We start from the raw sequence: 1,978 nt of genomic DNA, 5'->3' as shown, positions 1-1,978 counted from the left end.
GGCTTCACGTCCACCCAAATTGGCCAATTGCACGATAGTGCCATCCATCGCGGCAGCGCGAATATTGCGGTCCACATAGTCAGCGCCAATAATGTCTAAAATCACATCAGCGCCCTTGCCTTGAGTGGCGGTTTTGGTTTTCTCAATAAAGTCTTCAGTCAAATAATTGATGGCAAGATCAGCGCCGACAGCTGTTACATACGCGAGCTTTTCTTCGCTAGATGCGGTTGCAATTACGAAACAATTCTTGAGTTTTGCCAATTGGATAGCAGCTGCGCCAATGCCACCCGCACCGCCATGAATGAGTACTGTTTGGCCGCTGTGCAGTTGGGCGCGGTCAATAATAGTTTGTTGCACGGTGAAAAGTGTTTCGGGCAGCGCTGCGCCTTCTGCCATGGTCCAGCCCTTTGGTAAGGGCAGGGTTTGACCGGAGGGAATGGAAGCATATTCGGCATAGCCGCCGCCATTGCATAGGGCCACTACTGGGTCGCCAACTTTGAACTTGGTGACACCACGCCCAACTTTTTCGACCACGCCCGCAACTTCGAGACCGGGTAGAGGTGAGGCGTCTTTTGGTGGAGGGTAAGCGCCCATACGTTGCAAAATGTCTGGACGATTGACCCCAGCCGCATGAACCTTGATGACCAATTCGCCTTCGTAAGCATAGGGCATTGGCGCATCTATGGGGGTTAGAACCTCTGGTCCGCCGGGCTGGTCAATGGCGATCGCGCGCATCATTTGGTCACTCATTTGCTTATCTGCTCCACAAATTACAAAAATCTTCAAGTTTGGGAGTTGCCCAAATAGTGATTCTATATCCATTATTTTGGGCGAATAGGTGGAATTCAACAAGCGAGGCGATCAAATGGACGATGACGACTATGTAAAACCCAATTCGCACGAAATGGGCATGTCTTTGGATGCGATATCCGTCGATGAGCTTGGCGAGCGTATTTTATTGTTGGAAAGAGAAATCCTAAGATTACGTGCCGAAATCGAGGTGAAGAAAACAAGCAAGGCCGCAGCTGATGCGGTTTTTAAAATTTGATCGGCCCAGTTTAGATCAAATTCACTTGTGATGCGTCATTCTTGTCAAAGGTTAAAAAGCCGATTAAAGCGAGGTGAGAAATTATGGGAGATGAAACAATCGTGAAACCGGTATCACATCAGGTCGGTATGTCGCTTGAGGGCATGCCAGTTGAAGAACTTGATGAGCGTTTGGTGATGTTGTTTGCTGAGATGCAACGGGTCAAGCAGGCCATTGAAGTGCAACGACCTTCAAAAGCGGACAAACAGAAGGAAAAGTTCAATTCGCTGTTTCCTATGTTGTCCAGGCCCGAAGCCGGTCAATAGCAAGAGCCACCTTCGTTTCTTGTTGTCAATGTGCTGTGCATTTGTTGGCAGATTACAAACAACAGCCCGCTAACTTTTAGAGTTAAAAAAGTGACGGTTAAGAAAATGTTGGTGGTTAAGGTTGCATTAAAGTTTATCGGTTAACTTAGTTTTATCCAACATTCTTGTTGGGTCTGACAGAGCGGTTCTTTACTCTCTGTTCGACGCCTCCCTGTTAACTTTCGAGAGCCGATTTTTTCGGCTCTTTTTTTGTTTACTTGCGGGTTACTGAGAAGTTAACCGGCGAAATATCTCGATTACATTCGCACATCACAAAATCGGCAAATTTTGTTTGTTAAGTGTTTCCATGTAGAATCGCGTTAAAGCGAAGAGACAGAAACACAGATATGCTGTGTGCGAAAGAATTTGAAGCAGGTAGGCCATTGACACAATCTGATCAACCGCGCGACGCGCAATCCATTGGCCCTCGCATTGTTGCGACGGGTGGTTTTGACACGCTTTATCGCGAAGGCATGAAGTTGGTGGAAGAAGCTGCGGCCTATCTTGATGGCGATGGTCGGGCGGCGAGCAAATTGTTGGAACGCGATGCGTCTTTGCTTTACGCCTCACAATCTATGCAATTGAC

Annotated in this window: 4 protein-coding genes; 3 read left to right on the top strand and 1 reads right to left on the bottom strand. The window is 47.6% G+C overall.

Features of this window, described 5'->3' with window-relative positions:
- A partial coding sequence (locus Q0231_RS14870; RefSeq protein WP_299348663.1) for an NAD(P)H-quinone oxidoreductase occupies nt 1-750 on the bottom strand: 750 nt, incomplete at its 3' end.
- 115 nt (nt 751-865) lie between these two features.
- Here Q0231_RS14870 and Q0231_RS14865 point away from each other — a divergent pair.
- The 3 genes from Q0231_RS14865 to Q0231_RS14855 all read left to right on the top strand — a co-directional run.
- Nucleotides 866-1,048: a DUF1192 family protein gene (locus Q0231_RS14865; RefSeq protein ID WP_269394885.1), complete on the top strand. Its 183-nt coding sequence runs from the start codon at nt 866-868 to the stop codon at nt 1,046-1,048.
- Nucleotides 1,049-1,131: 83 nt separating this feature from the next.
- On the top strand, nt 1,132-1,353 hold the full coding sequence (locus Q0231_RS14860) for a DUF1192 family protein (RefSeq protein ID WP_299348659.1): 222 nt from the start codon (nt 1,132-1,134) through the stop codon (nt 1,351-1,353).
- Nucleotides 1,354-1,775: 422 nt separating this feature from the next.
- Nucleotides 1,776-1,978: DUF1465 family protein (locus tag Q0231_RS14855; protein ID WP_299348658.1), on the top strand; the 203-nt coding region annotated here is incomplete at its 3' end.

The organism is uncultured Maritalea sp. (genome assembly GCF_937139385.1).
Lineage (GTDB): Bacteria > Pseudomonadota > Alphaproteobacteria > Rhizobiales > Devosiaceae > Maritalea > Maritalea porphyrae_A.
This window is presented reverse-complemented; position numbering and strand designations above follow the sequence as displayed.

Bases quoted from the DNA above. Each gene is read 5' to 3' on its own strand.
- Q0231_RS14865 (WP_269394885.1), top strand. From the start codon at position 866: ATGGACGATGACGACTATGTAAAACCCAATTCGCACGAAATGGGCATG.
- Q0231_RS14860 (WP_299348659.1), top strand. From the start codon at position 1,132: ATGGGAGATGAAACAATCGTGAAACCGGTATCACATCAGGTCGGTATG.